This window comes from Sphingomonas sp. (assembly GCF_040398505.1).
Taxonomy (GTDB): domain Bacteria; phylum Pseudomonadota; class Alphaproteobacteria; order Sphingomonadales; family Sphingomonadaceae; genus Sphingomonas.
Map to the genome: position 1 here is coordinate 1 of NZ_JBBATX010000012.1, position 24,468 is coordinate 24,468.

The 24,468-nt window shown below is 66.8% G+C and carries 19 protein-coding genes; all 19 read right to left on the minus strand.

Annotation, left to right across the window (positions count from 1 at the left end; all coding sequences use genetic code 11):
- Window positions 1-185 precede the first annotated feature (185 nt).
- Window positions 186-1,334, minus strand: a complete 1,149-nt coding sequence (locus ABWP09_RS03030; protein WP_353203689.1) for a DUF1501 domain-containing protein — start codon at window positions 1,332-1,334, stop codon at window positions 186-188.
- A gap of 3 nt (window positions 1,335-1,337) precedes the next feature.
- Window positions 1,338-2,843, minus strand: a complete 1,506-nt coding sequence (locus tag ABWP09_RS03035) for a DUF1800 domain-containing protein (RefSeq protein ID WP_353203690.1) — start codon at window positions 2,841-2,843, stop codon at window positions 1,338-1,340.
- Between the two features lie 87 nt (window positions 2,844-2,930).
- Window positions 2,931-4,103 carry a deoxyguanosinetriphosphate triphosphohydrolase gene (locus tag ABWP09_RS03040; RefSeq protein ID WP_353203691.1) on the minus strand — a complete coding sequence of 391 codons (1,173 nt, stop codon included), beginning with the start codon at window positions 4,101-4,103 and terminating at the stop codon, window positions 2,931-2,933.
- A gap of 16 nt (window positions 4,104-4,119) precedes the next feature.
- Complete coding sequence (locus ABWP09_RS03045; RefSeq protein ID WP_353203692.1) at window positions 4,120-6,072, minus strand: SPOR domain-containing protein; 1,953 nt, start codon at window positions 6,070-6,072, stop codon at window positions 4,120-4,122.
- A 124-nt stretch (window positions 6,073-6,196) separates the two neighbouring features.
- A complete protein-coding gene (ftsZ, locus tag ABWP09_RS03050; protein WP_353203693.1) occupies window positions 6,197-7,660 on the minus strand; it encodes a cell division protein FtsZ in 1,464 nt (487 codons plus the stop codon).
- 113 nt (window positions 7,661-7,773) lie between these two features.
- Window positions 7,774-9,036, minus strand: coding sequence for a cell division protein FtsA (gene ftsA / locus ABWP09_RS03055; RefSeq protein WP_353203694.1), 1,263 nt, complete (start codon window positions 9,034-9,036; stop codon window positions 7,774-7,776).
- A gap of 25 nt (window positions 9,037-9,061) precedes the next feature.
- Complete coding sequence (locus tag ABWP09_RS03060; protein WP_353203695.1) at window positions 9,062-10,000, minus strand: cell division protein FtsQ/DivIB; 939 nt, start codon at window positions 9,998-10,000, stop codon at window positions 9,062-9,064.
- Window positions 9,997-10,989, minus strand: a complete 993-nt coding sequence (locus ABWP09_RS03065) for a D-alanine--D-alanine ligase (RefSeq protein ID WP_353203696.1) — start codon at window positions 10,987-10,989, stop codon at window positions 9,997-9,999. The genes ABWP09_RS03060 and ABWP09_RS03065 overlap by 4 nt, the downstream gene beginning before the upstream one ends.
- Window positions 10,986-11,948, minus strand: a complete 963-nt coding sequence (gene murB, locus ABWP09_RS03070; protein ID WP_353203725.1) for a UDP-N-acetylmuramate dehydrogenase — start codon at window positions 11,946-11,948, stop codon at window positions 10,986-10,988. The genes ABWP09_RS03065 and murB overlap by 4 nt, the downstream gene beginning before the upstream one ends.
- A gap of 14 nt (window positions 11,949-11,962) precedes the next feature.
- A complete protein-coding gene (gene murC, locus ABWP09_RS03075) occupies window positions 11,963-13,417 on the minus strand; it encodes a UDP-N-acetylmuramate--L-alanine ligase (RefSeq protein ID WP_353203697.1) in 1,455 nt (484 codons plus the stop codon).
- Entirely contained in the window at window positions 13,414-14,559 is a 1,146-nt protein-coding gene (gene murG / locus ABWP09_RS03080; protein WP_353203698.1) for an undecaprenyldiphospho-muramoylpentapeptide beta-N-acetylglucosaminyltransferase, read from the minus strand. The genes murC and murG overlap by 4 nt, the downstream gene beginning before the upstream one ends.
- Window positions 14,556-15,749: an FtsW/RodA/SpoVE family cell cycle protein gene (locus ABWP09_RS03085; protein ID WP_353203726.1), complete on the minus strand. Its 1,194-nt coding sequence runs from the start codon at window positions 15,747-15,749 to the stop codon at window positions 14,556-14,558. The genes murG and ABWP09_RS03085 overlap by 4 nt, the downstream gene beginning before the upstream one ends.
- A 29-nt stretch (window positions 15,750-15,778) precedes the next feature.
- The gene (murD, locus tag ABWP09_RS03090; protein ID WP_353203699.1) at window positions 15,779-17,191 is read right to left on the minus strand and encodes a UDP-N-acetylmuramoyl-L-alanine--D-glutamate ligase; all 1,413 of its coding nucleotides are present in this window, start codon (window positions 17,189-17,191) and stop codon (window positions 15,779-15,781) included.
- Complete coding sequence (gene mraY / locus ABWP09_RS03095) at window positions 17,188-18,258, minus strand: phospho-N-acetylmuramoyl-pentapeptide-transferase (protein WP_353203700.1); 1,071 nt, start codon at window positions 18,256-18,258, stop codon at window positions 17,188-17,190. The genes murD and mraY overlap by 4 nt, the downstream gene beginning before the upstream one ends.
- Window positions 18,258-19,631, minus strand: a complete 1,374-nt coding sequence (locus tag ABWP09_RS03100; protein ID WP_353203701.1) for a UDP-N-acetylmuramoyl-tripeptide--D-alanyl-D-alanine ligase — start codon at window positions 19,629-19,631, stop codon at window positions 18,258-18,260. The genes mraY and ABWP09_RS03100 overlap by 1 nt, the downstream gene beginning before the upstream one ends.
- 130 nt (window positions 19,632-19,761) lie before the next feature.
- Window positions 19,762-21,177 carry a UDP-N-acetylmuramoyl-L-alanyl-D-glutamate--2,6-diaminopimelate ligase gene (locus ABWP09_RS03105; protein ID WP_353203702.1) on the minus strand — a complete coding sequence of 472 codons (1,416 nt, stop codon included), beginning with the start codon at window positions 21,175-21,177 and terminating at the stop codon, window positions 19,762-19,764.
- Between the two features lie 7 nt (window positions 21,178-21,184).
- A complete protein-coding gene (locus ABWP09_RS03110) occupies window positions 21,185-22,915 on the minus strand; it encodes a peptidoglycan D,D-transpeptidase FtsI family protein (RefSeq protein ID WP_353203703.1) in 1,731 nt (576 codons plus the stop codon).
- The gene (locus tag ABWP09_RS03115; protein ID WP_353203704.1) at window positions 22,912-23,490 is read right to left on the minus strand and encodes a hypothetical protein; all 579 of its coding nucleotides are present in this window, start codon (window positions 23,488-23,490) and stop codon (window positions 22,912-22,914) included. Before ABWP09_RS03115 ends, ABWP09_RS03110 begins: the two co-directional genes overlap by 4 nt.
- Window positions 23,490-24,449 carry a 16S rRNA (cytosine(1402)-N(4))-methyltransferase RsmH gene (gene rsmH / locus ABWP09_RS03120; RefSeq protein ID WP_353203727.1) on the minus strand — a complete coding sequence of 320 codons (960 nt, stop codon included), beginning with the start codon at window positions 24,447-24,449 and terminating at the stop codon, window positions 23,490-23,492. Before rsmH ends, ABWP09_RS03115 begins: the two co-directional genes overlap by 1 nt.
- Window positions 24,450-24,468: the final 19 nt, after the last annotated feature.

Here is a 24,468-nt window from a genome sequence, read left to right on the forward strand (position 1 = left end):
TTAGCCTAAACTTGCGCGGTCGAACCCGGCTAGTGGCGTCTTCTGTGAAGCGTGATCACCTCAAATTCCGTTCGGGCTGAGCCTGTCGAAGCCCAGCTCTCCGCTTATACGCGGTGTGAATTTTTCAAGGTGCCCTTCGACAAGCTCAGGGCGAACGGAGAATGATTGAACCTTCGAGTACGACCCTAGACCAGCCCCGACACCGCCGCCGTTCCCCGGCTCGCCGGGAACAACGCCGCCATTGCGCGCGCTGGCTCGACGCCGAAATGCCCCGCCACCGCGCCCCCGATGAACGCGTCGAGCTGCAGCGTCGGCTTCAGGTCGCGGCCCTCGAACAACGCCGCCGGCGACAAGCCCGGCCAGTCCGCCAGCACCCGCCCGCCGCGCACCGCACCGCCGAGCAGCATCGCCGAGCTGCCGGTACCGTGATCGGTCCCGCCGGTGCCGTTGACCGCCACCGTCCGCCCGAATTCGGTCGCGACCAGCACCATCGTGTCGCTCCACAGCGGCCCGAGGCCGGTCTGCAACGCGCCGATCATCGCATCCAACCCTTTCAATTGCACGCCGAGGCGCTGGCGCTGCCCTGTGTGCGTGTCCCAACCGCCGGTCTCGATCATCGCGATCCGCGCGCCATTGGCGGGGGCTAGCAGCTTCGCCGCCAGCGCGCCGGTCGCCGCCGCATTCGCGCCCCCGCCTGCCGCCAAATCGCCGGTCAGCGCACGCGTGTTCATCGCTTCGCTCCACAGCGCATGGAGTTGGCTGTCGCCCTGATACAGCATCGCCACGCGCTGCAGCAGATCGTCCGATGCCTGCGGCAGGTTGGATGGCGCATAGGAGGACACGTCATACTGGCCACGCAGCGCGAGCGGCACCGTCGCCGAGACCGCGATCGCCTTCGCCTGCGTCGGCGGCAACACGCCGAGCAAGCGGTTGAGCCAGCCGTCTTTTTCCTGATACGCGCTGGTCCCGCCACTTTCGAGCACGTTCTGCCCGTCGAAATGCGAACGGTCGCGATAGGGCGAGGCGACAGCGTGCGCAAACAGCGCTTGGCGTTGGCCGTACAGGCCGCGCAGCGTCGTCATCGCCGGATGCAGCGCGAACATGCCGTCGAGCCGGGCGGCACCCGCGAAATCCTCCGCCAGCGTGCCGCGCGCGGCAGCGAAGGCCGGATCACCGACAGGTGCCACGATCCCCATCCCATCGGCGGCGCCGCGCTGGATGATGAAGACGAAGCGCTTGTCGGTCTCGGCCTTGGCAAAGGCGATGCGGGGGGCGAGCGCGAGGGCCAGTGCGCCTGCGGCACCGGCACCGATAAAGGAACGACGGTCGTACATGGCCTATCTCCGCAGGAATTCGGGCGCGACCAGCAGCAAGGCGAGGCCTTGCGCCGGGCTCTCGCAATTGGCGAGCGCGGTGGTGGTGGCGGGGCTGACCGCACCCGGCAGCAGCTTCGGCGCGAGCGCGCGCGCATCAACATTGGCCGCGCGGCTCGCAAAGCGCTCCGCCGCCTCAACTCGGCGCAGCACCGCATCGGGCCCGGCCCAGCTCGCGGCGATGTCGTCATAGCCGACCGGCTGACCGGGCCGCCACACCGGCTGACCAAGCTGTGTGAGCAAGCCGACCATCACCAACGGATCGGCGGTCTTGACGTTGAGCCCGCGCATTGCCGAGATCGTCCATTCCCACGGCGTCTTGAACTTCACCGGCTGTTCGACCCACGCCTCGGGCGACGCGATCAGCGCGCGATACACCGTCGGCAAATCGCCGCCCGAGCTCAGAAACGCCGCTTGCAACCGCGCGACCATGGCCGGCGGCGGCGTGTCCCCCGCAAAATGCCGCGCGAGCTTGGTGGCGATATGCGTCGCGGTGGCGGGCGCGATTGCCACGTCGTTGAGCACTGCCTGCGCTTGCTCGACCCCGCCCGCCGGATAGCGTTTGCCCATCACCATGCGGTCGCCCGGTTCGTGCAAGGGGGCCGCGAACACGAAATCGCCGGGCAGGCCATCGGTCCCGGCGGCGCGCGCGCCCGGCCCCTGCCCGATCCCGGCCACCGTCCAGCCCGTCATTGCGCGGGCGAACTCGGTGACATCGGCCTGACTGTAGCCGGTGCGCACGCCGAGCGTGTGGAGTTCGAGGATCTCGCGCGCGAGATTCTCGTTTAGCCCGACTTTGCGATTGCCGCGCAGCGCGATGCGCGATCCCAGCGGCGAATTCGGCGCGACTGACACCGCCTGATCGAGATAGAGCAACATCGCCGGATGCTGCTCGACCGCGGTCAGCATATCGCGGAAACGGCCGAGCACGTGCGGGCGGATCGCCTCGAATTCCATCGTGCCCGACAGGCCGATCACTTGCAATTTGTCGGCCGAGACCGCGAAATGATTGGCCCAGAAATGCACCAGCCGCTCGACGAACGGCGTATCGGTGATCAGCGCACTGGTCGCGCGCGCGCCGACCGCCCCGGCATAATCGCCCCGCCCGCTGCGCTGGGCAAACTGGCGCGCCACCTTGATGGCATCGTTCTGCTCAGGCGCCGCCGGTGCCGTCATGGCTGGGACCGGCTGCATTCCTGGGGCCGCCAGCTCCGTTGGGCGCGGGGCCATCGCCGCTGGTGCCTGTCCCGGACGCCCGCCCGCTTGTGCGCGCAACGCGCGCTGCTGCCGGAAATAATCGGCGAGTTCGGCCGACACCCCGGCGCTGGTCGGCGCATTGGCGATCACGTCGGGTTTGGGGTCATATTTGGCGAATTGCCCGGTCAGCCAGCCGACCGGATCGGACGGCACCGGCTGATCGGCGCGCGCGCCGAGTCCGAAGCGATTGAGGGCGATACTGGCTTTGCTCATCGACCACGTCCTTGCCTGAGCGCCTACAACGCGCGTCGGGGATCTTATGGACCCAATGTGTCGCAAGACTGTGCCAAATACGGCGTGCTAAAACCCTTCGGGCAAATCGATCGGGCCGACCGCCTCGCGATACCGGGCCACGGCGTAGCGATCGGTCATGCCGGCAATGAAATCGGCGATGTGCCGGCTGCGCCACGGCTCGTCCGCAGGCAGCCGCTCGGGCCAGTCGCCGGGCATCAACGCGGGGTCGGCCGTATAAGCCGCGAACAGCCCCGCCACGATCCCTTCCGCCGCCCGCGCCGACGCCAATTGCCGCGGATGATGGTAGAGGTTGGCGTACATGAAGCGCTTCAACACGCGCTCATCCTCGCGCATTTCGGGCGAGAAACCGACCAGGCACCGCCCCGCCGTGCGCACGTCCGCAAGATCGCCAATCCCGGCGAGTCGCGTGCGCGTCTCGGTCAGCAAGTCGCGCACCATCGCGCCGATTTGCGAACGCACCAGCTCGCTCACCAGCCGCGCCGGGGCGACATCGGGAAAGCGCGCGCGCACCGCTTCCCATCCGCGCGCGATCACCGGCACCTCAAGCAACTGCTCAAGCGTCAGCAACCCGGCACGCAAGCCATCGTCGATATCATGATTGTCATAGGCGATATCGTCGGCGATTGCGGCGACTTGCGCCTCGAGGCTCGACCATTGCGTCAGGTCGAGCGCGAACGCGGCGTCGCATTCCGCCAGCGCCCAACCCGGCGCAGCGATCGGCCCATTATGCTTGGCCAACCCCTCCAGCGTTTCCCACGTCAAATTGAGCCCGTTCCAGCGCGGATAGGGACTGTCGATCGTCATCAGCGCGCGCAGCGTATTGCCGTTATGATCGAACCCGCCATGGCCCGCCATGGCCGCTTGCAGCGCATCCTCCCCCGCATGGCCGAAGGGCGGATGGCCGATATCGTGCGCGAGCGCGAGCGCCTCGGTCAGATCCTCGTTCAGGCCGAGTGCGCGCGCGACGGTGCGTGCGATTTGCGCCACCTCCAGGCTATGCGTCAGGCGGACGCGGAAATGGTCGCCATCGGGCGCCATGAACACCTGCGTCTTATGGCGCAGGCGGCGGAAGCTGATCGAATGGATGATCCGGTCGCGGTCGCGCTGAAACGCATCGCGCGGCCCCCGCACGGCATCGAACTCGCCCCCCTTTTGTTCCTCGTGAAGCCGGCCGCGGGAGCGCTCCGGGTGCGATGCCAAAGGCGCAAGCGCTGTCATTCTCGTGTTAATCCCGTCACTTGCCCGCCAATTTGGTGATCTTCTGTCCCGCGTCGCTGACGAAGACGAAGCCTGAAACCCCGTCCTTGGCAATCGTGTTGACGAAGCTTTGTGCTTCATCGTCGCTCTTGAACGGACCGGTCAGGATGCGATTGGTCGCGCGCAGCGGCGTTGTCCAGCCGCCCTTGCCGCCGAACGCCTTGGATTTCGCCCGGACCTTGGTCCATTGCTTGGGCAGATCCTTCTCGTTCGCACCGCCCGAAACCTGCACCCACACGCGCGACGGTTCGAGGAACTTCGGGTCCTTCTTCTTTTTCTCCTCCGCCGCCTTTTTGGCGTCGGCGAGCTTCTTGGCCTCGGCGGCTTTCTTGTCGCTTGCCGCCTTCTTGTCCGCCACGACCTTCTTGTTGGCGACCTTTTTGTCGGCGGCCTTTTTGTCGAGCGCGGCCTGATCGACCGGCGGCTTTTCGGTGAGGGCAGCCTTTGCGGCAACACGCTTCGCCAGCGGCTGGACGGGCGGTTCGTCGGGTGCCGGCGCGGCGGCCTGCTCGGTACCAGGCACCGTGATGTCGGCGATGATCGCGGCAAGGATCGACTCTTCGCTGCGCACGGGAGTCGGTGACGGCGGGCTGGCGGCAAACGTCGGCGCGGGGGGAGCAGGAACCGCCGCGGGGGCTGACACAGGCACCGCGGTAACGGCCGGTCCGGGCGGCACGGTCGCAGCTTTGGGCACGATGATCGGCTGCACGGCGATCTCCGGGGTTGGCCGCGCGCCGCTCGGCACATTCCCAATGACCGAAGGCTTGGCGGCAGCCTCCGCGCTCGCAACCGGAGCGCCACGCTCGACGAACGTCGCCACCGGTGCACTTGGCATCGGCGCTGACGCCGCGACGGGCGGCACACGAACTGGGTTCGAGGCCAATACCACCGGTGCAGGTGCCACCGGTTGCCCGCTATAAGCGGGCGGCGCGGGTAAAGGTTGCGGCGGCGGCGTGGTGAGCGCGGCGATCTGTTCGCGCCCGCCCGACCGGCGCGTTTTTCGCGCGGCCTTCGCGAGTCGCCGTTCCTCGCGCGCGTCGACCACCACCAGCGGGCGCGGTGCCGCCGCGGCGACGACCGGCGCGGTCGGATCGGGGCCAAGCGCCGCGAGCGGCGGGACCAGCCGCGCATCTGCCAGACGCTCCGCCGTCGCGCGAACTTCGCCGAAATGCACCGCAAAGGCGCGGTCGGCGGGGCGCAGCGTCGGCAGAATCTCGAAAAACGGCTGCAGACCGCCTGCCATGCCGGTCGGCATCATGCTCGTCGCGATCTTCGCGGCACCGGCTTTGTCGCCACCCATCGCCAGAATGAACGCGCGCGTACGCCATGCCCCGCGGTCGCTGCGCCGGAGCAACGGGTCGATCTGCGCTAACGCCAGCTCGCGCTTGCCCGATATACCGAGCGACAGCGCGTAGCGTCGCTGCGTTTCGTCATTCGGACCGGCCTTCAGCGCCAGCCGGTAATCACGCTGCGCCCGCTCCTGCTCCCCGACCAGATCGTACGCCAGACCACGGTCGGCCGCGAAGCTGCGCGGATCGCCGCCCAGGGTTTCGGCTTCGGCGAAGTGCCGCAGCGCGTCGCCGGGCCGCTCCGCCGTGACGAGCAAACTGCCCTCGCCTGCCTTGACCCTGGCATTGCGCGGATCGATTCGGTCGGCACGCGCGAAAAATGCCGCTGCAGCGGTATCGTCGTCGAGCTTGAGTGCGAGCTCGCCCGCACGCACCAACGCCTGCACATTGTGCGGATCGGCCGCCAGCAGCCGCAATTCGCTCGCCAGCAAATCGGCATCGGACAAAGGCTGAACGGTGATCACGGCGCCATAGGGCGAGGGCGGCGATGGAGCGGGCGACGGATAGGGCGTTTGCCCGTGCGCCGCCGCGCCGCCAAGGGACAGCGCAAAGATCGAACCGGCGAGACGGAGAGTACGCATCCTGCTTCCTAGACGCGTTCGCGGTGCAACCGGCAATATCGCGTGCGGCTGGACTGCGCCAAAACGACGCACATCGACGGCAGGCGGCGCACCGGGAACACCGGCGCGCCGCCCGAACGGTCGCTTACTGGTTGTTCTGACGATGCAGGAAGCGCGGGATATCGAGCGGGTCCTTGTCGGGCGCCGGATCCTCGTCCCGTGCGGCACCGCGCGACACGCTCGACATCCGCTCGAACAAGGTTCCGCCCAGCTTGACGCGAGGCGCTGGCGCAGCCGGTTCAACGGGCGCTTCAACTGCCTGTTCGGCAACCGGGGCGGCACCGGGCGACAGCCAGCGCCGACGCGTCGGGGCTTCGCTCGGCGTGTCGTCGGCAGCAGGCGCGGCCGGCACTGCAATCTCATCCGCAGCAATCGGGGCAGCAGGCTCGGCCATCGCGGCTTCGCTTCCCAGCACGAGTTCGTCGGCCTCGGCGGCGACCGGCTCGACTGCCGCGACCGGCTCGGCGACCTCGACCGGTTCGGGCGTGGCTTCGATTGCCACGGGGGCAACTTCCTCGGTCTTTTTCGGCGCAGCGAAGCTGAACGCCCGCGATGCCGGTGCGGCGGCGGCGACCGGACGGCTCTCTGCCTCGATCCCGGTCGCGACGACCGAGACGCGGATCTTGCCTTCGAGATCGGGATTGAACGCCGAACCCCAGATGATGTTCGCGTCTTCGTCGACCAGCTCACGAATATGGTTAGCAGCTTCGTCAACTTCGAGCAGGCGCATGTCGTCGCCACCGGTGATCGACACGATAACGCCCTTGGCGCCCTTCATGCTGACACCGTCGAGCAGCGGGTTGGCGATCGCCTTCGACGCCGCCTCGATCGCGCGATTGTCACCCGACGCCTCGCCGGTGCCCATCATCGCCTTGCCCATTTCCTGCATGACCGAGCGGACGTCGGCAAAGTCGAGGTTGATCAGGCCCGGCATCACCATCAGATCGGTAATGCCGCGCACGCCCTGTTGCAGGACTTCGTCCGCCATCTGGAACGCTTCCTTGAAGGTCGTGTTAGCATTGGCGACGAGGAAGAGATTCTGGTTGGGGATGACGATCAGCGTATCGACATACTTTTGCAGTTCCTCGATCCCCGCCTCGGCCGCCTTCGCACGACGATTGCCCTCGAACGCGAACGGCTTGGTCACCACGCCGACGGTCAGGATGCCCATGTCGCGCGCTGCCTTGGCGATGACCGGTGCTGCCCCCGTGCCGGTGCCGCCGCCCATGCCCGCGGCGATAAAGCACATGTGCGCGCCTTCGAGCATCTTGGTGAGTTGCTCGATCGTTTCCTCGGCCGCCGCGCGCCCGATTTCGGGGCGGCTACCCGCGCCGAGGCCTTGCGTGATCTTCGCGCCGAGCTGGATCTTGTAGCCAGCGGTCGATTGCTTCAACGCTTGTGAATCGGTGTTGGCGACCAGAAAGTCGACGCCCTGGACGTCGGCCCGCATCATGTTCGCGATAGCGTTGCCGCCCGCGCCGCCCACACCGATCACGGCGATCCGCGGCGTCAGCTCATCGACTTCAGGCGGCAGAAATTCGATGCTCATATCCGGTCTCCAATTGCGCCCACACACCCCGGCGCTCTACATGTACGTGAAGCTGTTCTGCACCATCGGTAGCGGTCGTTCCAGCGCCAACAACCAAATCCTGTCGTAATTCTTTAATAATTTGCTCTGGCAGCCGCAATCAGGCGGCGAAACAGCGCAAAACCCTTTGGCCGGTGCACCAATTGCTGCTTGCCCGACAAGGCACGCAGATCGACCGGGTCGGCCGCGGCATAGAAAGCAAGGCCCGCGAGCGTCGTGAAAGCGGGCGTCGCATGCGCCTCGGGCATACCGGTCAGCCCGCGCGGACGCCCGATCCGCACCGACCGCCCCAGCGCCTGCTGCGCATAATCGGCGATGCCCTTCAACTCCGCGCCACCGCCGGTCAGCACGACTTGGCGCCCGACCGGTCCCTCGAACTTCAGCTCGGCCAGCGCCTTGCCGACTTCGCCGATCAAATGGTCGAGCCGCTGACGGATCACCGCGATCAACTGCGCCTTGGTAATGCGCGTGCCATCGTTTGCATCGTCTTCGGTCGAGATCGGTGCTACGTCGATCATCTCGTGATTGTCGCGTGGCGAGGCGTTGGCCGAGCCGTGCACGCACTTCATCCGCTCGGCCTGCGTGCGCCGCGTTCCGAAGGCGGAGGCGATGTCGTCGGTAATGTCCTGCGCGCCGATCGGGATCGACAGCAACCCGACCAGCATCCCGCCCGCGAAGAGCGACACGTTGGTGATCCCCGCCCCCAATTCGACCAGCGCAACGCCCAGCTCGCGCTCCTCATCGCTCAGGCACGCCATGCCGGTCGCGACGGGCGAGGCGATGATCGCCTTCACTTCGAGATGCGCATTCGCCACGCACAGCCCAAGGTTGCGCACCGGGGATCCGTCGGCGGCCACGACATGGATATGCACGCCCAGCCGGTCGGCATGGAGTCCCAAGGGACGCTTCACCCCCGTGAGCCCGTCGAGCGTATAGAGCGCCGGTTGTGCGTGCAGCACCATCCGCCCCTGCGGATCGATCGAGTCCCGACCGGCCTGGAGCAAGGCATCGATGTCGGACTGCTCAACGCGGTGGCCACCCAGCTCGAACTCGATCGAGGCGACGTCGGACACGAGGCCACCGGCCGAAAAGCTGACCCAGACATTCTCGATGTTGGTCCCCGCGATCCGTTCGGCCTGTTCGACCGCTTCGCGCACCGCGACTTCGGTCGCGGCGGCATCGGCGATGTAGCCACGCTTGACGCCACGGCTCTCGCGCTGGCCGGTGCCGAGCACGATCAGCTCGCCGCCATCGCCCTTCTGCGCGATCATTGCCGAGACCTTCGACGACCCGATATCGAGTGCGGTGATCAATCCTTCCGGTGCCCTGTTCGCCATAGTCTGTACCTTCGTTACGCGGTTGTTACCCTTGCGCCTGCGCGCCGGTCTGCTTTGCTTCGATCACCGCCGGTTTCGCATCGGCGGCCGGATCGGTAATCGCCTTGTTCGTCGTCACGCCCGGCTTGCGCGCCACCAGTCGCGAGGGATCGCGCATGTCGAACCCGACCCAGCCCTTGCCGAGCAATGACCGCACCCCGTCCATTTGTGCGAATTTGATCAGCGCCTTGCTTGCCTCCACGTCACCCTGCGGCAAGGCCAGCGTTTCGCCGCTTTCGAAGGTCAGCGTCCAGCGCCGATTGCCGACCCACGTCGCCGCCTTCACCTGGCCGCGCAGCGCCGGTGCCACGTCGAGCAATTGCCGGTACGCCGGTTCCTGTTCATTGGCATGCGCGCCAATGACGAGCGGCAGATCGGGCATCGCCTCGGGGTCGACCGGCTCCAGCCACGTCCCGTTCGCCGCGATCAGCGACAATTTGCCATCCTTTTGCCAGATCGCCGACGGCTGACGCTCGACGACATGGACGATCAGCGTATCGGGCAAACGCCGCGAGACATGCGCATCCTCGATCCAGCCGCTATGCGCGACCAGATCCTGGCGAATTTTCTCAAGGCTCACCAGCGGCATCGCCATCGACGGCTGGTTCGCCGCGATCTTATAGATGACATTATGGTCCATCCGGTTGAGCCCGGTGATCTGGATATTGGTCACGCGGAACCCCGCCGCGCCGATCTGCTCGCCGATTGCCGACCCGACGATACCCGGCACGCCGAACGCCGTCGCGGTCGCGAGGGTAACCGCGCCAACCAATCCCATGATCGACCAGGTCGCGATCCGCCGCAGCGTCGCTTCGCTCACCGGCAGCGCCGCAAGCATCCGATCGATCCCCGACGCCTTGGGGGGCGTGCGACGTTTCGGCTGGACCGGGCGCCGCGCGGTGCCGCGTTTGATCGTGGCGCTCATACAAGGGCCTCATCGATAATGATCTGGACCAGTTCGGGGTAGGAAATCCGGCAATGCCGCGCTTGTTCGGGCACTAGGCTGAGCGGCGTCATGCCCGGCTGGGTGTTGACCTCGAGCAGGAACAGCCCATCGATCCCGGTTTCGTCGTCCCAGCGAAAATCCGAGCGCGACGTGCCCTTGCAGCCGAGCAAGCGATGCGCGTCCAGCGCAATCCGCTTGCACGCTTCGGTGATCTCATCGGGAATAGCGGCGGGGAAGATATGCTCGGTCATCCCGTCGGTATATTTCGATTGGTAATCGTACCAGCCGGTCTTCGGCCGAAGCTCGGTGACCCCGAGTGCGACGTCGCCCAGCACCGCCGTCGTCAATTCGCGCCCGCGAATATAGGGTTCGGCGAGCAGTTCCTCGAATTCGGACCACGGCCCGGGCGTGGTGCGCGCGATTGGATTGCCGTAATTGCCCTCGGCCGTGACAATCGCCACGCCGACCGACGAACCTTCATTGACCGGTTTCAGCACATAGGGCCGCGGCAACGGGTCGCCCTCGTACAGGCTCGCCGACTTCACGATCCGCCCGCCCGGCATCGGAATGCCCGCCGGAACCAGCAGCAGCTTGGTCAATTGCTTGTCGATCGCAATCACCGAGGTGGCGAGGCCCGAATGGGTGTATTTCAGCCCCATCAGATCGAGCATCCCCTGCACCGACCCGTCTTCCCCCGGCGTGCCGTGGAGCGCATTGAACACGATGTCGGGCGCGGCCTCGGCGAGCTTGGCGGCAACGTCCCGCCCCATGTCGATCCGCGTCACGCGGTGGCCAAGGCTTTCGCACGCCTCCGCAACGCCCGCGCCCGACGACAGCGAAACCTCGCGCTCGGCCGACCAGCCGCCCATCAGGACCGCGACGTGGAGTTTCTCCCTCTCCCCTTCAGGGGAGAGGGTGGCCGAGCGTAGCGAGGTCGGGAGAGGGGCAGTCTGTGACGTTGCGCTCATGACTGCCCCTCTCCCCGACCCTCTCCCCTGAGGGGGAGAGGGAGGAATTGACCCACCCGCTGAATTTCCCACTCCAGCGTCACCCCCGACTGCGCCAGCGCGCGCGCGCGCACTTCCTCGCCCAGTGCTTCGATTTCCGCGCTCGTGGCAGCGCCGAGGTTGAGCAGGAAGTTGCAATGCTTCTCACTCACCTGCGCATCGCCGATCCGTAGGCCCCGGCATCCGGCGGCATCGATCAGCGCCCACGCCTTGTGGCCTTGCGGATTCTTGAAGGTCGAGCCGCCCGTCTTCGAGCGCAGCGGCTGCGATTCCTCGCGCGCGGCGGCGATGCGGTTCATTTCGGCCTGGATCGCGGCGGGATCACCCGGCGAACCCCGGAAGGTCGCGCCGACGACGACGCAGCCCTCGGGCAAAGTCGAATGGCGATAGGTGTAGCCGAGCGCCTCGCCCGGGAGCGTCCGCTGTTCGCCCGAACGCAGCACGACATCGCACTCGACCAGAATGTCCTTGGTCTCGCACCCGTAAGCGCCGCCATTCATCCGCACGAAGCCGCCAACGGTGCCGGGGATCGAGCGCAGGAATTCGACGCCAGCGATCGCGGCATCGCGCGCGGTCGACGAGACGAGGATGCCCGATGCGCCGCCGCCACAGCGAAGCGTGGTCGCGTCCACCGCCTCGACCTTGGCGAACGGCTTGCCGAGCCGGATCACCACGCCCGGCACCCCGCCATCGCGCACGATCATGTTCGAGCCGAGGCCGAGCGGGAGGACCGGCGTTGCAGGGTCCAGATCGGCGAGGAAGGCGCTGAGGTCGGCGACGTCCTTGGGTTCGAACAGCCACTCAGCGCTGCCGCCCGATTTGAACCAGACCAGCGGGGCGAGCGGGGCGGATTGGGTGAGACGGCCCTCCACGCGATAGGAATTCCCCTCCCGCTCGCGGGAGGGGTTAGGGGAGGGCATATCGACAAGCGCGGTCATACGGTAACAGCCCCTCCCCCGACCCCTCCCGCGAGCGGGAGGGGAGATTTGTGAACCGCCTCGATACCCGCCGCCAACCCGGCCGCCCACTTGGTAATATCCCCTGCCCCGAGGCACACGACCATGTCCCCCGGCTGCACCACGCCCGCCAGCGCGACGGCGAGCGCGCCCGCATCGGCGATCGTCGCCGCCGAGCGATGCCCGCGGCGCTTCAGCCCATCGACCAACGCCTCGGCATCGACCCCGTCGATCAGGGCTTCTCCCGCGGCGTAAACCGGTGCCACGAACACCATGTCGGCTTCGTTGAACGCGCCCTGAAACTCTTCCATCAAATCGCCGAGCCGCGAATAACGATGCGGCTGCACCACCGCGATCACGCGGTTTTCGACGCCCTCGCGCGCCGCCGACAACACCGCGCGGATCTCGACCGGGTGATGCCCGTAATCGTCGATGATCGTGACGCCACCCGTCTCACCGACCTTCGTAAAGCGCCGCTTCACCCCGCCAAACTTGGCAAAGCCCTGCTGGATCGTCGCATCGTCGATTCCGAGCTCGAGCGCCACGCCGATCGCCGCCAGCGCATTCTGCACGTTGTGCCGCCCCGGCATCGGCATTTCGATCCCCTCGATCGACCGGCTCGTCCCGTCGCGGTGGCGCACGATCACCTCGAAGCGATTACCGCCGGGGATCGGCGTCACATTAACGCCGCGCACGTCGGATTGCGCCGAAAAGCCGTAGGTCACCACGCGCCGGTCGCGCACGCGCGGGATGATGTTCTGCACCTCGGGGTGATCGAGGCACAGCAAGGCCGCGCCATAGAACGGCACATTCTCGACGAACTCGACGAACGCATCTTTTACCGCGTCAAACGATCCGTAATGGTCGAGATGCTCGGGATCGATATTGGTGACGACCGCGATCGTGCCGTCCAAGCGCAGGAAACTGCCGTCGCTCTCATCGGCCTCGACCACCATCCAGTCGCTCGCGCCGAGCCGCGCGTTCGACCCGTAGCTATTGATGATCCCGCCATTGATCACCGTCGGATCAACCCCGCCGGCATCGAGCAACGCCGCGACCATTGAGGTTGTCGTCGTCTTGCCATGCGTGCCCGCGATCGCGACGGTCGATTTCAACCGCATCAGCTCGGCGAGCATTTCCGCGCGCCGCACCACCGGGATCCGCCGTTCCAGCGCCGCCTCGACCTCGGGATTACCGCGCTTGATCGCGGTCGAGGTAACAATCACCGCCGCATCGCCCAGATTATCGGCGTGGTGCCCGATCAGGACCTTGATCCCCTTGGCGCGCAGCCCCTCGACGACATAGCCCTCGGCCACGTCCGACCCCTGCACCGTATAACCGAGATTCTTCATCACCTCGGCGATGCCCGACATGCCGATCCCGCCAATGCCGACGAAGTGAATCGTGCCGATGTCGGTGGCCACGCCCCTCATGCGAAGGCTTCCTTGATCGGTTGCGGCTTGCCGATCGGCATGTCGCCGGCAGTATCGCCCAGACTCTCGACCAGATCGGCGAGATCGCGCGCCGCATCGGGTCGCCCGCACGCCCGCGCGCGCCCCGCCGCATTCTGCAGCGCTTCGGGGTCGAGCCCCAGCCGTTGCATTTGCTTGGCGAGTTCGACCGGCGTGAAGCTGCGCTGGTCGATCGTCCGCGCGCCGCCGGCCGAGGTCATTTCCTTGGCATTCGCCGTCTGGTGATCGTCGGTGGCGCTCGGCAGCGGCACCAGAATCGCGGGTCGCCCCGCGCACGTCAGTTCCGCCAGCGTCGAGGCCCCGGCGCGTGCGATCACCAGATGCGCCCACGCCAATTGCTCGGGCATGTCGGGCAGATACGTCGCCAGATCAGCCGCGATATCGAGTTCCTTATATTTCGCGCGGCACGCATCGATATCCTCGATCCGCGCCTGATGCGTCACTTGAAGCCGCCGCCGGAACGCGACCGGAAGCAGCGACAGACCATCGGGCACGACCTGGCTCAGCACGCTCGCGCCCTGGCTACCGCCCGTCACCAGCACGCGGAAAATGCCATCTTCCTCCAGCAGCGGATAGGGCTTGCTGCGCAGCGCCAGCACCGCATCGCGCACCGGATTGCCGACCAGATGCGTCTTGCCGCGATGCTTGGGCGACAGCCGCTGCACCTCGGCATAGGAGGTCGCGATCGCGCTGACCTTGCCCGCGACCAGCCGATTAACGCGGCCGAGCACGGCATTCTGTTCATGCACCGCCGTCGGGATGCCCTGGTTGAACGCGCCGAGCACGGCCGGAAGGGCAGGATAGCCGCCAAAGCCGATCACCGCGTCGGGCCGAAAGCTCTTGTACAGCTGGATTGCCATCGCGCGGCCCTTGAGCATCGCTGCCGCTGCCTTGGCGTAACCGACCGGCCCGCCGCCCAGTCGCCCCGCTGGCAGGATATGCGTCTGAATGCCCTCGAACAGGCCGGGAAAGCGCACGCCGCGCTCGTCGCTGACCAACGCGACATAATGCCCGCGCTTGATCAGTTCGGTCGCGAGTGCCGCCGCCGGAACCATGTGGCCGCCGGTCCCACCCGCTGCCAATACGAAATGTTTCGCCGTCATATGCCGCTCCGATGCGCCCCTGAATGCGCAATGTATTTGGAGCGCGTAACGAACGGATTGCGCCGCGTGAAGGCCAGCAGCAAGCCCATGCCGATCGACAGCGCGATCAGCGACGATCCGCCATAGCTGATAAAGGGCAAGGTCATCCCCTTGGATGGGGCAAGCCCGGTATTCACCGCCATCGAAATCAGCGCCTGCACACCGAATTGCGTGGCGAGACCAGCGGCGGCGAAGAGGCGAAATTCATCCTCCTCGTCGAGCAATTTGACGAACACCCGCACCACGATCGCCAGGAACAGCATCGCGATGATCATGCACGCGATCAGCCCGAATTCTTCGCCAATCACCGAGAAAATATAATCGGTTTGCCCCTCGGGCAGGCGGAATTTCATCGATCCGCCGCCCGGCCCGGTCCCGCGCCAGCCGCCCGCCGTGATCGTGTCGTGCGCGGCATTGGTCTGGAAATGGTCGGCCGCGCCGATTCCCTCGGTCTCGGGAAACAGGAAGGCGTTGATCCGCGCGCGCGCCACGCCGTAAAACAGATAAGCCGCCAACAACCCGACGGGAACCGCCGCGATCAGCCCGGCCATCACCTTGGGCGGCGTGCCCGAGATCATCAGCAACGCCATCCACACCGCGCAGAACACGACGGTCTGCCCGAAATCGGGCTGCAGCATCAGCAGAAACGCGACCAAAGCCGTCATCCCGCCGGTAATCGTCACCACCGGCAGCGCAGCGTCCTGCGCGCGCATCGACAGCAGCCACGCCACCGTCACGACGAAGCAGGGCTTGAGGAATTCGGAGGGTTGCAGCAGCGAAATGCCAAAGTTGATCCAGCGCGTCGCGCCGTTTTTCTCGACCCCGATCACCGGCACCAGCATCAGCAGGACGAGGCAGACGACGGTCCCGAACAATGCGAGGCGCCGCGCAAGCGGAACCGGCAACATCGACACGACCAGCAGGATCGGCAGCGACACGCCGATCCAGATCAACTGCCACCACAAATAAAAGAGCGGCGGCACGATATGCTTGCCCCCGGAATAGCGCGTCGCAGCAGCAGGCGAAGCCGCCCCGACCGCGATCAGCCCGACCGCGATCAGCAGCAGCGTCAGCAGCAGCAGCACCCGGTCGATATCCCAGAACCACATGCCCAGCGCGGTACGATCACCGCGACCGCCGCGACCCTTCATGCTCGTCCACAGTTTTGGCACGGGGGCGTTCATACCAGCGCCTCGACGTACGCGCGAAACTGGTCGCCGCGATCCTCGAAATCGCGGAACTGGTCGAACGAGGCGCACGCGGGCGACAGCAAGACGGTGTCCCCGGCCCGGGCGTTCGCGGCGGCGGCGGCGACGGCAGCGGCCAGCGTCCCGCTTTCCTCGACCGGCACCTTCCCGCCCAGAATGTCCGCAAATGTCGCGCCCGATGCCCCGATCGTATAAGCGCGCACGACCCGGCCGAAGCTCGGCGCGCACGCATCGAGATCGTCGCTCTTGGCTTGTCCGCCCACGATCCAGTGGATCCGCTCGAACGCCGCCAGCGCGGGCGCGGTCGATTCGGGGTTGGTCGCCTTGCTGTCGTTGACGAACGCCACGCCATGCTTCGTCGCGATCCGCTCCATCCGGTGCGGCAGGCCGGTAAAGCTCAGCAGGCCGGCGTCGATCGCCGCATGCGGCACGCCGAGCGCTTCGCAGACGTTGATCGCCGCGAGCGCATTTTGCAAATTGTGCGGCCCGGCCAGGCTCGGCGACAGCGGCTGCACCATGCACACGCCGGGCGCGATCTTGGTCAAATCCTCGCCCCGCGCCGACAAGCTGCGCGCGATTTGCGCCGAGGCGGCATCGCCGATCCCGATGATCGCCGCATGGCCCTTCGATTGCATCGCAAACAGCCGTGCCTTGGCGGCGGCATAGGCCTCGAACCCGTCATAGCGGTCGAGATGATCGGGCGTGATGTTGAGCAATACCGCAACGTCGCAATCGAGCGTCTGCGTCAGGTCGATCTGATAGCTCGACAGTTCGAGCACATAGACGCCACCGGCGGGCAACGGCTCCTGCTCGAGGATCGGCAGACCGATATTCCCGCCGAGCCGTGAGGGGATGCCTGCGGTTTGCAGGATGTGGTGGATCAGCGAGACGGTTGTGGATTTGCCATTCGTCCCCGTAACGCCGACCACCTTGTGCGGCGGCAGCGCGGCGCGGGCTTGGGCGAAGAGTTCGATGTCGCCGATGATGGGGGTCCCCGCAGCGCGCGCCTTTGCCGCGACCGGATGGCGATTGAGCGGCACGCCGGGAGAGACGATCAGCGCGTCGAAAGCCGCGAGGTCGAGGTCGAGTGGATCGGCCAAAACCAAATCCTCCCCCGGAACCGGGGGAGGTGGCGAGCGCAGCGAGACGGAGGGGGCGAGGCTGGGCGAAACAACTGCCGTCGCTCCCCCTCCACCATTCGCTGAATGCTCATGGTCCCCCTCCCCCGGTCCCCGGGGGAGGATTTGAACTCTCCGCCCCGCATCCGAATCCCACGCCACCACGCTCGCCCCGCCCGCCAGCAACGCGCGCACGCTCGTCGCACCCGATCGCGCCAACCCGAGCACAGCAAAGCGCTTGCCCGCCCAGGTCGGCGAAACGATCACCGCAATTTCAACGTTGCTAGACCGGCAAGCGCCAGCACGAACGCAATGATCCAGAACCGGATCACCACGGTCGGTTCGCTCCAACCGAGCTGTTCGAAATGGTGGTGGATCGGCGCCATCTTGAACACGCGCTTGCCGGTGCGCTTGTAGAAGAACACCTGGATGATGACGCTCATCGCCTCGACCACGAACAGCCCGCCGATGATGCCGAGCACGATTTCATGGTGCGCGACGACCGAGATCGTCCCCAGCGCGCCGCCGAGCGCGAGGCTGCCGGTATCGCCCATGAAGACAGCGGCGGGCGGCGCGTTGAACCACAGAAAGGCGAGCCCCGCCCCCACGATCGCCCCGCAGAAGATCGCCAGATCGCCGGCATGCGGCACGTGCGGGATGCCGAGATAATGCGCAAAATCGGCGCGCCCGACGAGATAGACGATCAGCATGAACGCGACGCTCGCGATGATCACCGGCATCGTCGCCAGGCCATCAAGCCCGTCGGTCAAATTCACCGCATTGCCGAACGCCACGATCGTGAAGGCGGCGAACACAATATAGAAATAGCCCAGATCGATCACCGATCCGGTATAGAACGGCAAATACAAATGCGTGCCGTTCTGCTGCACGATCAGCGTCGCGGCGATGCCCGCGATCACGAACTCGCCGATCAACCGCAAGCGGCTCGATACGCCCGCCGTGCTCGCTTTGCGCACCTTGTCGAAATCGTCGAGGAAGCCGATCGCGCCGAAGCCCAGCGTCACGAAGGTGCAGGCCCACACATACGGGCTCGACAAATCCATCCACAGCAGGATCGAAAACACCATCGAGGTGAGGATCATCAGCCCGCCCATCGTCGGCGTGCCGCGCTTGGCGAGGTGCGATTGCGGGCCGTCGGCGCGGATCGGCTGGCCCTTGCCCTGCCGCACGCGCAGCCACCCGATGAAGCGCGGGCCGATCAACAACCCCAGGAACAGCGACGTCGCGACCGCCGCGCCGGTGCGGAAGCTCTGATATCGGATCAGGTTCAACAGCCCCGGAAAACCGAGATATTCGGCGAGAAGGTAAAGCATTACAGTGTTCCGCCTTGCAAAGCCGCGACGAGCGCCGCCAGCCCTACGCCGTTTGATCCCTTGATCAACACCGCATCGCCCGGTGCCAGCATCGCGGACAGGCTGACGCGCGCCGCAGCGACGTCGGGCACATGGACGAAATCGCCCTCCCCCTCAAGCGCGTTGGCCAGCGGCGCGATCCGTTCACCAACCAAAATGCCCGTCCGGACGCCCGCCGCCAGGATCGGCTCGGCCAGCGCCGCGTGATAGGCGTCGCTTTCCGCACCCAGCTCGCGCATTTCGCCGAGCACGACGACTTTCCGCGCGGCCTGCTCCGCCCCCAGCACCGCCAGCGTCGCGCGCATCGACGACGGGTTGGCATTGTAGCTTTCGTCGATGATCAGCGCTTCGCCGCCTCCCACCGGCACTGCAAAGCGCGCGCCGCGCCCCGCCAAGCCGCCCAATTCGGCGAGCGCGAGCCCAGCCAGGGCGAGATCGCCGCCGACCGCATCGACGGCGGCCAGCAGCGCGAGGCAGTTCGAGACCCAGTGCAGCCCCGGCTGGCTGATCGTGAAGCTCAATTCGCGCGTTCCGACCCGCGCCGTAACGAACGTGCCCCCGCTCGCGGTCCGCATCGTTTCGATCGCGCGGACGTCCGCGCCTTTTTCGAGCCCGAAGGTGACAGTGCGCGCGGCATAAGGCGCCGCGGCGGCGATCAACCGGTCGCGGTGGATATTGTCATACGGCACGATCGCAACGCCGCCGGGTTCCAGCCCCTGAAAGATCTCGCCTTTAGCGTCCGCAATCGCTTCCTCGCTGTCGAAGAATTCGCGGTGCACCGACGCCACCGTGGTGATGATCGCGACGTGCGGGCGCACCAGCGTCGTCAAATGCGCGAGTTCGCCCGCATGGTTCATCCCGATCTCGAACACGCCGAAGCGCGTAGCCGCCGGCATCCGCGCGAGGCTGAGCGGCACGCCGGTATGGTTGTTGTAACTCTTGACCGAACGATGCGCTTCGCCGCGTGCGCCACGGTCGAGCGCGGCGAACAGTGCCTCCTTCGTGCCCGTCTTGCCGACCGATCCGGTCACGCCGATGATCTTGGCCGAGGTCCGCGCGCGGGCGGCGCGGGCGAGGTTTTCCAGCGCCGCCATCGTATCGGGCACCAGCACCGACGGGTGCGCGCTTGGCTGCGACACCAGTGCCCCCGCGGCCCCACGCTCGAACGCCTGCTCCAGAAAGCGATGCCCGTCGGTCGCTTCGCCAGTCAGCGCGATGAACAGGTCGCCTGTGGTCACTTCGCGAGAGTCGAAGGTGACGCCGGTGGCGCTGAACGGCGCGGAGGCCGCGCCGCCGGTCGCCGCTGCGATGTCGGCTGAGGTCCAGAGAGTCATAAAAGCCCCTCCCCTTCAGGGGAGGGGTTGGGGTGGGGCTGTGCCGCAAACGCGAAATTGGGGAATGGAGGCACGGCCCCACCCCCAACCCCTCCCCTGGAGGGGAGGGGCTTAAGAAGCTGCAGGCCACTCACGACGCCATCTCCCGCGCCACGCTCACATCGTCGAACGGCAAGACCAGATCGCCGACGATCTGGCCCTGCTCATGCCCCTTGCCCGCGATCAGCACGATATCCTGCGGCCCCGCTTGCATGATCGCCGCGCCGATCGCCTCGCGCCGCGATCCGATCTCGGTCGCATCCGGCGCGCCTTCCAGAACCATCGCGCGAATCACCGCCGGGTCTTCGGAACGGGGATTGTCGTCGGTGACGATCACGACGTCCGCCATTGCCGCCGCAACCGCGCCCATCTCGCGCCTTTTGCCCGTGTCACGGTCGCCGCCCGCGCCGATCACCACGATCAGCCGACCCGCCGCATGCGGCTTCAAGGCGGAAATCGCCGCCTCCAGCGCATCGGGCGTGTGCGCATAATCGACATAGACCGGCGCGCCGCTCCGCGCGATCACCGCGCGCTCAAGCCGCCCGCGCACCGGCTGCAACCGCGCGAGATTGGCCAGCGTCGACGCGATATCGCCACCGCCCGCAATCACCAGCCCCGCCGCGGTCAGCGCATTCGCGGCCTGATACGCGCCGATCAGCGGGAGGTTGACCTTGTACGTCTTGCCTTCGGCCGCGATCACCAGAGCCTGCCCAAGCAGGGTCGGATCGCGCGACATCAGCTGGAGCGTCGCGCCCGTCGTGCCGACCGAAATCAGCCGCAGCCCGCGCCCGCGCACGATCTCGGCAACGCGCGCCGACGCGACATCGTCCGCCCACACCACCGCAACGCCGTCCTCGGCCAGGACTTCGCTGAACAAGCGCAGCTTCGCCGCGAGATACGCTTCCATCGTGCCGTGATAATCGAGGTGATCGCGGCTGAGATTGGTGAACGCCGCCGCCGACACGCGTGAGCCCTCGGTGCGATATTGGTCGAGCCCATGGCTCGACGCCTCGAACGCCAGATGCGTCACGCCCTCGCGCGCCAGCCCCGCGACATTCGACAGGAAGGTCACGACATCGGGCGTGGTCAGCCCGGTCGAGACGCGATCGTCGCCGGTCGTCACGCCCAGCGTCCCGATCGAGGCGGCGTGGAACCCGGTCATCCGCCACAATTGCCGCACCATCTCGACGGTCGAGGTCTTGCCGTTGGTGCCCGTCACCGCCACCGCGAGGGGCGGGAACGGCGCGAAGAAGCGCGCGGCGAGATCGGCGAATTTGCGCCGCGGCACCGCATCGGCAATATGCACCGCGCCATCGACCGTGGCTTCGGGTCGCGCGACGACCGCAATCGCGCCGCCTGCTATTGCTGCGCCGATAAAGTCCTCGCCATTGACGACCGCGCCCTGGAACGCGCCGAACACCACGCCCGGCGCGACCTTGCGGTGGTCGATCGCGAAGCCCGTGACGGTCGCGGTTTCTTGTCCGCCGGTCAGCGCGCCCAGTTTCATGCGCGTCTCATTCCGCGTTCTTGCGGTCGCCCGCGCCGTGCCACACCAGCGGTGTCAGGTCGGACACATCGATATCGCGCTTCATATCAGGCGTCACGCCGAGCAGCGATCCGGTCCGCGCGATCACGCGGCTGACGACCGGGGCTGCGGTCCATGCCGCCGCGGTGATCCCGAACGATTCGGCATTGCCGACCGGTGAGTTGAGCATGGCGACCACCACATACCGCGGCGAATCCATCGGGAAGGCAGCGGCGAAGGTCGAGACGTTGGCCTTTTTTGAATAGCCACCGGCACCCGCCACTTCGGCGGTGCCGGTCTTGCCCCCGACGCGGTAGCCCGGGGCCTCGCCTTTTTTGCCGGTGCCGAGCAGGACGACCATCCGCAGCAATTGCCGCATCCGCGCGCTCGTCGCTTCGGACAGGACCCGCCGTCCCGCCGGGGCCGCGCCGGGTGCGACCTTCAGCATCGTCGTCGGCCGCCAGATCCCGCCATTGACCAGCGTCGCATAGGCGTTGGCGAGATGCAGCGGGGTCACCGCAATGCCGTGCCCATAGGCCGTGGTCATCAGCGTCGTATCGCCCCAATAGGTCGGCCAGATCGGCCCGGCGCGCTCGCGCAGTTCGATCGATGGGCGCTCGCCAAACCCCATCGCAGTGAACATCGCGGTCAATTTGTCCTTGCCCATCGCTTCGGCGATCCGCGCCGTCGCGATGTTCGACGAATAGATCAGCGTCTCGGGAATATTCAACCAGCGCTTCTGCTCGTCGCCGCGGTCGTCATGGATCGTGAAGCGCCCGACCTTGATCGGCACCGTCGCATCGAACCGCCGCGCCATCGATGTCACCGCGCCGCTCTCGATCGCCGCCGCCATCGTGATCGGCTTGAAGGTCGAGCCCAGCTCATACACCGATTGCGTCACATTGTTGCGCAGCGCATCGATGCTCGTGCCGCTCAATTTGTTGGGATTATAGACCGGCAGCGACACCATCGCGATCACTTCGCCGGTGCGCACGTCGAGCACCACGCCGGTTGCGTCCTTCGCCTTGAACGACACCATTGCACGGCCGAGCTCGCTCTCCATCGCCGCCTGCACGCGCGAATCGATCGACAGCGAAATCGGCTGGCCACGCAGCCGCGGATCGGTCAGCCGCGCCTCGAACGCGCGTTCGATCCCGGCGCGCCCCAGCAGGCGGGGGTCGGTCGCGGTCGGCCCGATATAGCCAAGCGCATGTGCCGCCAGCGTCGATTGCGGATACAGCCGCTCGGGCTCGCGCGCGAAAACGATCCCCGGCTCGCCCAGCGCATGGACCTGATTCACCAAAGCCGGCGAGGCGTGCTTCTCCAGATAGGTGAACTTGCCCTTCATGCTCAGCCGGTCGAGATACCAGGCTGAATCATGCGCCGGCATCAGCGCCGCCAATTGCCCGGCCAATACCTGCCGGTCACCCAGCAAGTCGGGCGGTCGCACGCCAATCGTCCACGCTTCGATCGTCCGCGCCAGCGGCTGGCCATTGCGGTCGAGAATATCGCCACGCACCACCGGATTGATCGTCAGCGTCGCCGCGCCCGCCGGCGTGCCGAGCAGACCGAGCAGCGCAATCCGCCCGATCACCAGCAGGAAACCGGCAATGATCAGCAGCATCAGCATCATCAGCCGCACATGCGCGACCGCGACCAGCGCGTGCCGCTGATCGGTCGAGCGGCGCGCCGGAATCGGGCGGGCGACGAGCAGACTCACCGTTGGTGCCCGATTTCCGCGCGGGCGCCGCTGCGTAAATCGCCGATCACGCTGTCATCGAGCAACGCGCGATCGAGCAACGCCAGCGCTGCGCGGGGGCGCGCCTCGGCACGGGGCCGCGACGCCGGCTGTGCTTGAGGCTCGGCAACCGCCGCCATTGCGCTGCGCGGTGCAGGCGCAGGTGCAGCGGGGGCCGCTGACTCCGCAACCGGCGCTTGGCTGGTTCCGGCATAAACCGGCGCGGCCGGCACGAACGACGCCATTTGCGGACCAACGCCGGTTGCCGTCGGCTCGATCGAGGCCAAGGCCGCTTCATCCGCGACGAACTGGTCGGCGGCAGGTGCCACCATACCCAGCGATTCGGCATTCCATTTGTCGAGTTGCGCCAGGCTCGCGCGAGTATCGAATTCGGTTTCGAGCGCGCGAATATCGCGCTTGGCGCGCAGGATTTCGCTCGCCGTACGATCGAGCTTCTTGCGCTCGGCTGCCACCTGCAGCGGCACCAGCAGAAAGCCGAGCGCCACCGCGACACCCGCCAGAAACCACCCAAGGCTTTTCCACGCCAGACCCAGCATCACATCGCTCCCTCTGTCACAGATTGTTCCGGCCATGCGGCGGCACTGGTACGCGTTGCCGTACGAAGCGTGGCTGAACGGGCGCGCGGATTGCGCGCGATCTCATCGTCGTCGGCGCGTAACGCCCGCCCGACCATTTCGAAGCTCGGCGCATGTTTCGCCGCCACTTCGGGTAAATGCCGCGATCCCGAGGGCAGCGATCCGCTGCGCTCACGCAGGAACCGCTTGACCATCCGGTCCTCGAGGCTGTGGAACGTCACCACCGCCAGCCGACCACCGGGCGCCAGCACGCGCTCGGCCGCGGCAAGGCCATCGGCCAGCTCGCCCAGCTCGCGGTTGATGTGAATGCGGATCGCCTGGAAGGTCCGCGTCGCGGGGTCCTTTTTGTCCTGCGGCTTGTAGCCAAGCGCCTTGCGCACGATCCGCGCGAGCTCGCCGGTGCGCGTGATCGGGCGGTTGTAGACGATCGCCTGCGCGACGCGGCGCGCGCGCGGCTCCTCGCCATATTCCTTGATGACATAGGCGATGTGCGCTTCGTCGGCCTCGTTGACGAACTCGGCGGCGCTCAGGCCTTCCTGGCTCATCCGCATGTCGAGCGGGCCGTCGGACTGGAACGAAAAGCCGCGTTCGGCCTGATCGAGCTGCATCGACGACACGCCGATATCCATCGTCACACCTTGCACCGGCACGGCGTCGCGCGCGGCGAGTTCGGCATCCATCGCCGAAAAGGTCGCGGGCACCAGCGTCAGCGCACCGTCCGCCGCCGCGACCATCGCCGCACCCGCGGCAATCGCATCCGGGTCGCGATCGAACGCGAACACGCGCGCGCCCTGCGCCAGCATCGCCTGCGTATAGCCGCCCGCGCCGAAGGTCGCATCGACGTGTGTCTCGCCGGGGGCAATAGCGAGCGCATCGAGCACTTCGGCCAGCAACACGGGCACATGCGGCGCGTCGTTCACCCGATCTTCGGAGATCACA

Coding starts and splice junctions, on each gene's coding strand:
- ABWP09_RS03115 (WP_353203704.1), bottom strand. CDS start 23,490: ATGCTGGGTCTGGCGTGGAAAAGCCTTGGGTGGTTTCTGGCGGGTGTC.
- ABWP09_RS03060 (WP_353203695.1), bottom strand. CDS start 10,000: ATGAGCGCCACGATCAAACGCGGCACCGCGCGGCGCCCGGTCCAGCCG.
- mraY (WP_353203700.1), bottom strand. CDS start 18,258: ATGCTTTACCTTCTCGCCGAATATCTCGGTTTTCCGGGGCTGTTGAAC.
- ABWP09_RS03085 (WP_353203726.1), bottom strand. CDS start 15,749: ATGAAGGGTCGCGGCGGTCGCGGTGATCGTACCGCGCTGGGCATGTGG.
- ABWP09_RS03065 (WP_353203696.1), bottom strand. CDS start 10,989: ATGAGCGCAACGTCACAGACTGCCCCTCTCCCGACCTCGCTACGCTCG.
- murG (WP_353203698.1), bottom strand. CDS start 14,559: ATGACGGCGAAACATTTCGTATTGGCAGCGGGTGGGACCGGCGGCCAC.
- ftsZ (WP_353203693.1), bottom strand. CDS start 7,660: ATGAGCATCGAATTTCTGCCGCCTGAAGTCGATGAGCTGACGCCGCGG.
- ftsA (WP_353203694.1), bottom strand. CDS start 9,036: ATGGCGAACAGGGCACCGGAAGGATTGATCACCGCACTCGATATCGGG.
- ABWP09_RS03030 (WP_353203689.1), bottom strand. CDS start 1,334: ATGTACGACCGTCGTTCCTTTATCGGTGCCGGTGCCGCAGGCGCACTG.
- ABWP09_RS03040 (WP_353203691.1), bottom strand. CDS start 4,103: ATGACAGCGCTTGCGCCTTTGGCATCGCACCCGGAGCGCTCCCGCGGC.
- ABWP09_RS03105 (WP_353203702.1), bottom strand. CDS start 21,177: ATGAAACTGGGCGCGCTGACCGGCGGACAAGAAACCGCGACCGTCACG.
- murC (WP_353203697.1), bottom strand. CDS start 13,417: ATGAGGGGCGTGGCCACCGACATCGGCACGATTCACTTCGTCGGCATT.
- ABWP09_RS03045 (WP_353203692.1), bottom strand. CDS start 6,072: ATGCGTACTCTCCGTCTCGCCGGTTCGATCTTTGCGCTGTCCCTTGGC.
- ABWP09_RS03100 (WP_353203701.1), bottom strand. CDS start 19,631: ATGACTCTCTGGACCTCAGCCGACATCGCAGCGGCGACCGGCGGCGCG.
- murB (WP_353203725.1), bottom strand. CDS start 11,948: ATGCCCTCCCCTAACCCCTCCCGCGAGCGGGAGGGGAATTCCTATCGC.
- ABWP09_RS03035 (WP_353203690.1), bottom strand. CDS start 2,843: ATGAGCAAAGCCAGTATCGCCCTCAATCGCTTCGGACTCGGCGCGCGC.